6 protein-coding genes are annotated in these 5,880 nt (G+C 71.6%); 1 reads left to right on the forward strand and 5 read right to left on the reverse strand.

Going from position 1 to position 5,880, the window contains the following annotated elements:
* From VKH46_00370 to VKH46_00385, 4 genes are all read right to left on the reverse strand, one after another.
* The coding region (locus tag VKH46_00370) for an aminotransferase class III-fold pyridoxal phosphate-dependent enzyme (GenBank protein ID HKB69269.1) at positions 1-577 on the reverse strand (577 nt) is incomplete at its 3' end.
* Positions 578-764: 187 nt separating this feature from the next.
* On the reverse strand, positions 765-1,556 hold the full coding sequence (gene argB / locus VKH46_00375) for an acetylglutamate kinase (protein HKB69270.1): 792 nt from the start codon (positions 1,554-1,556) through the stop codon (positions 765-767).
* A complete protein-coding gene (gene argC / locus VKH46_00380; GenBank protein ID HKB69271.1) occupies positions 1,553-2,587 on the reverse strand; it encodes an N-acetyl-gamma-glutamyl-phosphate reductase in 1,035 nt (344 codons plus the stop codon). The genes argB and argC overlap by 4 nt, the downstream gene beginning before the upstream one ends.
* Before the next feature lie 27 nt (positions 2,588-2,614).
* Positions 2,615-3,169 (reverse strand): hypothetical protein, encoded by a 555-nt coding sequence (locus tag VKH46_00385; protein ID HKB69272.1) that lies wholly within the window; start codon positions 3,167-3,169, stop codon positions 2,615-2,617.
* Between the two features lie 90 nt (positions 3,170-3,259).
* Between VKH46_00385 and VKH46_00390 the strand changes: the two genes are divergently transcribed.
* Positions 3,260-5,536: a protein kinase gene (locus VKH46_00390; GenBank protein HKB69273.1), complete on the forward strand. Its 2,277-nt coding sequence runs from the start codon at positions 3,260-3,262 to the stop codon at positions 5,534-5,536.
* Between the two features lie 61 nt (positions 5,537-5,597).
* Here VKH46_00390 and VKH46_00395 read toward each other — a convergent pair.
* Positions 5,598-5,880: hypothetical protein (locus VKH46_00395; protein ID HKB69274.1), on the reverse strand; the 283-nt coding region annotated here is incomplete at its 5' end.

The following is a 5,880-nucleotide window of genomic DNA, read 5'->3' on the forward strand; positions in this document are numbered from 1 at the left end:
AGAGCGCCGCCGCGTCGTTCGGAGGCACGAAACGCGCGCCGGGCACGAGCGGCTCGAAGGGCCGGCGATATTCCTCGTGGCCGGTCACGGAAAGCGCGCCGAAAGTCCGGCCGTGGAAGCTCTCTTCGACGGCGACGATGCCGGCGCGCCCGGGGTTGGCGAGGCGGGCGAGCTTGATCGCCGCCTCGATGGCTTCCGTTCCGCTGTTGCAGAAGAACGCCTTCGACAGGCCCGAGGCGCGAACCAGCCTTTCGGCGAGAAGCCCCTGCGAGGGATGGTAGAAGAGGTTCGACACGTGCCAGACCCCGCGCGCGCCTTCCGCGAGCGCGCGCACGAGCCGCGGGTGGCGGATGCCCAGAGCGTTGACGGCGATCCCCCCGAGCAGGTCCCAGTACGCCTTTCCGTCGGAGTCGAAAAGACGGGCGCCCCGGCCGGATACCGGATGAAAGGAGGTGCGCGCGTACGTCCCGAGCACGGTTTCGCGATCACGGGCCTCGACTTCGGCGGCCGCCGGCGACGGTCGGCGCGCCGCGGACTTGCACGGCGACTTCTCCCGCGCCGGGATCTCGCGCGGCATCCTCTCCTGCGCCGCGGCTCCACGCCGCGACGCTGGCGCGGCTTTACGCGACTCAACGGGCGCGGCTCCACGCGACTCAACGGGCGCGGCTCCACGCCGCGACGCTGGCGCGGCTCCACGCGACTCAACGGGCGCGGCTCCACGCCGCGACGCTGGCGCGGCTTTACGCGACTCAACGGGCGCGGCTTTACGCCGCGACAAGAGACGTCCCTCCATGGCGTCCGTCGAGGACGTCGGCATGGCGATCGGGCCCGGCGATCACGATCTCCCCGACGCCGTCGGCGAGGGCCGCGAGCGCCGCGGCGAGCTTCGGCCGCATGCCGCCCGACGCGGCTCCGCTTTCGATCAGCTCCCGCGCGGCCGCCGCGCTCAGGCGCGAAAGCGTCCGTCCCGCTCCGTCGCGCACTCCCTCCACGTCGGTGAAGAAGACGAGCCGAGGCGAGGCGAGCGAGCAGGCGACGGCGGCCGCGGCCGCATCCGCGTTCAGGTTGAGGATTCCTCCGTCGCGTCCGGCCGCGATCGGAGCGAGCACGGGAAGGAGCCCGGCGGAGAGGAGGACCGTGAGGACGTCCGGACGGGCGTGCGGCGCGGTCCCGACCCGCCCGAGCTCGACGCCGTCGAGTGGAGGATGGCGCTCCGCGACGATCGTCGCGCCGTCGACCCCCGAGATCCCCGCCGCGGAGATGCCGAGGCCGCGGAGCTCCTCCACGAGCGACTTGTTGACGATCCCGGCGAGGACCGCGACGACGGCTTCGAGTGTGGCGGGACCGGTGACGCGAAGTCCCCGGTGGACGCTCCGCGTGAGGCCGAGCGCCGCCAGATGCTCGTCGATCTTGCGCCCGCCGCCGTGCACGACGACGAGCGGGGTCCCTTCGTTCCACGCGCGCGCGATCGCCGCGAGCGCTCGCCGGCGGCGGCCCTCGTTCTCGAGCAGGCTCCCGCCGAGCTTGACGACCCACGGACCGTTCTCGATCTTCACGCCAGCCCCTCCTCCTCGGAAAATCCGGCCATCCGGTTGAAGTTCTGGATCGCCTGCGACGCGGCGCCCTTCAACAGGTTGTCGAGAACGCAGACGACGACCGCCCGGCGGCCGCCGGGAAGCAGCGCGAAGCCGATGTCGGCGCGCGGCGTTCCCACGACCGCCTTGAGCTCCGGCAGCTCTCCCGCCGGCAGCACCCGCACGAAGCGGCTCCCTTCGTACGCCCGGCCGTAGGCGGCCGCGAGCTCGTCGGCGGCGACCGCGCGCGAGAACCCCGCGTGGAGCGTCGAGAGGATTCCCCGCGGGACCGGAAGGAGATGCGGCACGAAACACAGCGGCGGGGCCCCGGCGCCCAGATGCGCCGCGATCTCCGGCTCGTGCCGGTGAGTTCCCGCCGCGTACGCCTTCGCGTTGCCGAAGAGCTCCGTGAACGAATACGCGAGCTCCGACCGCTTTCCGGCTCCCGACACCCCGCTCTTGCTGTCGCAGACGACGGGCTGGGAGGGATCGAGGAGATCGACGACCGGCTTGAGCGGGAGGAGCGCCGAGGTCGCGTAGCAGCCCGGGTTGGCGACGAGACGCGCCGTCTCGAGCTCTCCGTCGCACCACTCGGTCAGCCCATAGACCGCGTCCGGCAGGAGGCCGGGAGAGGGATGCGCGAACCCGTACCAGCGCGGATACTCTCCCGCCGCGAGGCGGAACGCGCCGGAGAGGTCGACGATCCGCGCCCCCGGGAGGCGGTCGAGGATCTCCGGAACGGCCTCGGCCGACGCCTCGTGGGGCGTGGCGAGGAACACGAAGTCCGGCTCCCCTTCGGCGAGCGCCTCGATCGTGAACGGAACCGCGTCGGGGCCGTCCGAGCCCGAAAGCGCGGGGTGCAGCGCGCCGAAACGCGCGGCGGTCCCTCCGGGGCTCGAGAACATGCCGGCCCACCGGGTGCCGCGGTGGCGCGCGAGGATCGCCGCGAGCTCTCCCCCGGCATAGCCCGTCGCCCCGACGACCGATACACGTTTCCTCTGCAAGACGTTCATTCCGGCATCCTCTCGACGGACGCCGGTTCAGGAACGCTTCGATCGGCGCGGCTGCGCCGACCGGGCTCGAGGTTTCGCTTCGGGAGAGATCAGGGAGCGCAGACGCTGCGTCAGGCGCGCGGCGGCGGCGCCGGAGCGGGTCGCGAGGAAGATCGTGTCGTCGCCCGAGACCGTTCCCACCACTTCGGGGAGGGCGGCCTCGTCGAGCGCGCGGGCGACCGGAGACGCGTCGGCGGGCGGCGTCCGGAGCACGACGAGGGAGGCCGCCGTCTCGACCCGGAGGACGAATTCGCGCACGACCCGGGCGAGCTTCTCCTCGCGCTTTTCGGGGCCGGCCGGCGCCTCCGGGACGGACGGGGCGACGACGTCGGTCCGCGCGGCCACCGGCAGCACGTAGCCGGCCGGGCCCTTGGCGATCCCGAGCTCGCGGAGATCGCGGGACACCGTCGGCTGCGCCGCGGGATAGCCGCGATGCCGGAGCAGCCGCTGCAGCTCGTCCTGCGAGCGCACCGAGGCCTCCCGGATGATCCGGACCATCTCGTCGCGGCGGCGCATCGTCGAGCCGATCGAATAAGTATTCACCAAGGAGAATTTTTATTGATCCGCCGCGCGGTGTCAAGAAAAAAATCAGCCGGTACGGTTCGCGCCGCGCGGGCGGTAGACTCTTTTCCGATGCCGCTTTCGGCCGGCGCCCGGCTGGGTCCTTACGAGGTCCTCTCTCCGCTCGGAGCGGGCGGAATGGGCGAGGTGTACCGGGCGCGCGACGTCCGTCTCGGCCGCGAGATCGCCCTCAAGATCCTTCCCCCCGGCTTCGCGGGCGATCCCGATCGAATGCGCCGGTTCGAGGAGGAGGCGCGCACGGCCTCCCGCCTGAACCACCCGAACGTCGTGACCATTCACGACATCGGCGAGGAGGGCGGGGTCGCTTTCATCGCCATGGAGCTCGTCGAAGGGGAGTCGCTCCGCGAACGGATCGGCCGCGGGCGGGTACCGCCGCGCGAGGCGGTCGCCCTCGCCGCGCAGATCGCCGACGGGCTCGCGCGCGCCCACGCGGCCGGGATCGTGCACCGGGACCTCAAGCCCGAAAACGTCATGCTCGGGCCCGCCGGCCTCGTGAAGATCCTCGATTTCGGGCTGGCGCACGCGGAAGCTCCGGCCGGCGCGGCGCCGTCGGCCGCGGCGACCGAAACCGCCCGCACCGCCGGCGGCGCGATTCTCGGCACGGTCGGCTACATGTCTCCCGAGCAGGCCCGCGGCCTCCCGACCGACGCACGGACCGACCTCTTCGCATTCGGCGCGGTGCTCCACGAAATGCTGTCCGGACGCGCGGCGTTCCCCGGCGGCCCGGTGGCGGCGCTCTCCGCGATCCTCGCGCCGGATCCGGCCGATCTCTCCGGAATTCCGGCCGACGTCCATCCCGCGCTCGCCCGGATCGTCCGGCGCTGCCTCGAGAAGGACCCCGAGCGTCGCCTCTCCTCCGCCCACGATCTCTCGCTTCAGCTCCGCGACCTCGCGACGCCCACCGCTCCTGCTCCACGGACGCGCTCCTCGGGCGGCCGGGTCCGCCGCAAGGCCATCGACTCCGTCGCCGTCCTCCCCCTGATCAACGTCGGGGGCGACCCGGCGCACGACTACCTGACCGACGGCGTCACCGAATCGATCATCCACGGCCTGTCGGAGCTCCCGAAGCTCCAGGTGATGGCGCTCTCGACGGTCTCCCGCTTCCGCGGGCGCGATCCGCTCGAGGCGGGACGGGCGCTCGGGGTCCGCGCGGTGCTCACGGGCAAGCTCACCGGAACCTCCGAAAAGCTGCGCGTGCAGGCGGAGCTCGTCGACGCGCAGACCGGATTTCGGATCTGGGGAGAGGTGTACGACCGGCCGATGGCGGACCTGCTCGACGTCCAGGACGAGATCGCGCGGGAGATCTGCGAGCGCCTCCGGTTCAAGCTGTCGGGCGCCGAGCGGCGTCGCGTCGCGAAGGCTCCGACGCGGAACGCGCAGGCGTACCAGGCGTACCTGAAGGGCCGCTACTTCTGGAACAAGTGGACGACCGAGGGCGTCCAGAGTGCGATCGAGCTGTACCAGCGCGCGATCGAGATCGATCCCGCGTACGCCCTGGCCTGGGGAGGGATCGCCGACGCCTACGGGATCATGGGCAGCATGAAGATCACCGCGCCGGACGAGGCCTTTCCGAAGGCCCGGGCGGCCGCGCTCCGCGCCCTCGAGATCGATCCACGGCTCGCCGACGCCCACGCCTCGCTCGCCTACGTCCACTGGCTGCACGACTGGGACTGGCCGGCGGCCGAGGCTTCGTTCCGGGAGTCCCTCCGGCTGAACCCGAGCTATGCGACCGGACACCGCTGGTACGGACAGTTCCTGTCGGGATTGGGCCGGCACGAGGAGGCGCTGGAGGAAGTCCACCGGGCGCTCGATCTCGATCCTCTCTCGCTCATCATCCACACGGCGGTGGGCGACGCGTTGTTCTTCGCGCGTCGTTACCGCGAATCGATCGAGTACTACCGCAAGTCGCTCGAGATGGACCCGGAGTTCCAGGCCGGCCACAGTGACATCGCGCGCGCGCTCGAGTTCTCGGGGGACATCGAAGAGGCCATCCGCGAGTACGAGGCCGCGATCCGCCTGTCGGGGGCCACCGCGGCCGACGCGTCCGTCGGGCGCGCCAACGCGCTCGCCGTCGCCGGTAACCGGGAAGAGGCGCTCGCCATCCTCGACCAGCTGCAACGGCGGAGAGCGGAGCGATTCACGTCGCCGTGGGGAATCGCCTCCATCTACGCGAGGCTCGGAGAGCACGAGGAGGCTCTCTCCTGGCTCGAGCGCGCCTACGCGGAGCACGATCCGCCGCTGGTCTGGTTGAAGGTACACCCGCGGTTCGACGCGCTCCGGGGGAATCCCCGCTTCGTCGCTCTACTGCGGCAGATGAACCTCGAGTGAGGCGGCCGCGGGAGACGCGGTGGAGCGAAATCGTCGATGCGCGGGCAGCCGGAGCGTCCGGCTAGGCTCGGTCCCGCTCTTCCCGCAGGGCCTCGAGCTCGGCGATCGCGTCGAAATCCCGCGGCCGGCCCGCCGCGCGCTTGAGCTCGATGAGTTTCTCCAGAGTGACCACGCGGCAGCGGACACCGAGGATCTCGATCTCGCGGCTGTCGGGCCGCAGCGCCTCGTAAGACCCGCCGCCTGCGACTTCGCCGAGGAGGTCGATCGCACCGATTCGGGTCGACAACGTGAAGTTGAGACCGGCGGCCACGGTCGGCTCATCGAGCCGGAACGGCAGGTTGGGA

It is taken from the genome of Thermoanaerobaculia bacterium (assembly GCA_035260525.1).
Taxonomy (GTDB): domain Bacteria; phylum Acidobacteriota; class Thermoanaerobaculia; order UBA5066; family DATFVB01; genus DATFVB01.

What these genes read in the sequence shown, in the direction of transcription:
- VKH46_00390 (HKB69273.1), top strand. Translation starts at nt 3,260, where the DNA reads ATGCCGCTTTCGGCCGGCGCCCGGCTGGGTCCTTACGAGGTCCTCTCT.
- argC (HKB69271.1), bottom strand. Translation starts at nt 2,587, where the DNA reads ATGAACGTCTTGCAGAGGAAACGTGTATCGGTCGTCGGGGCGACGGGC.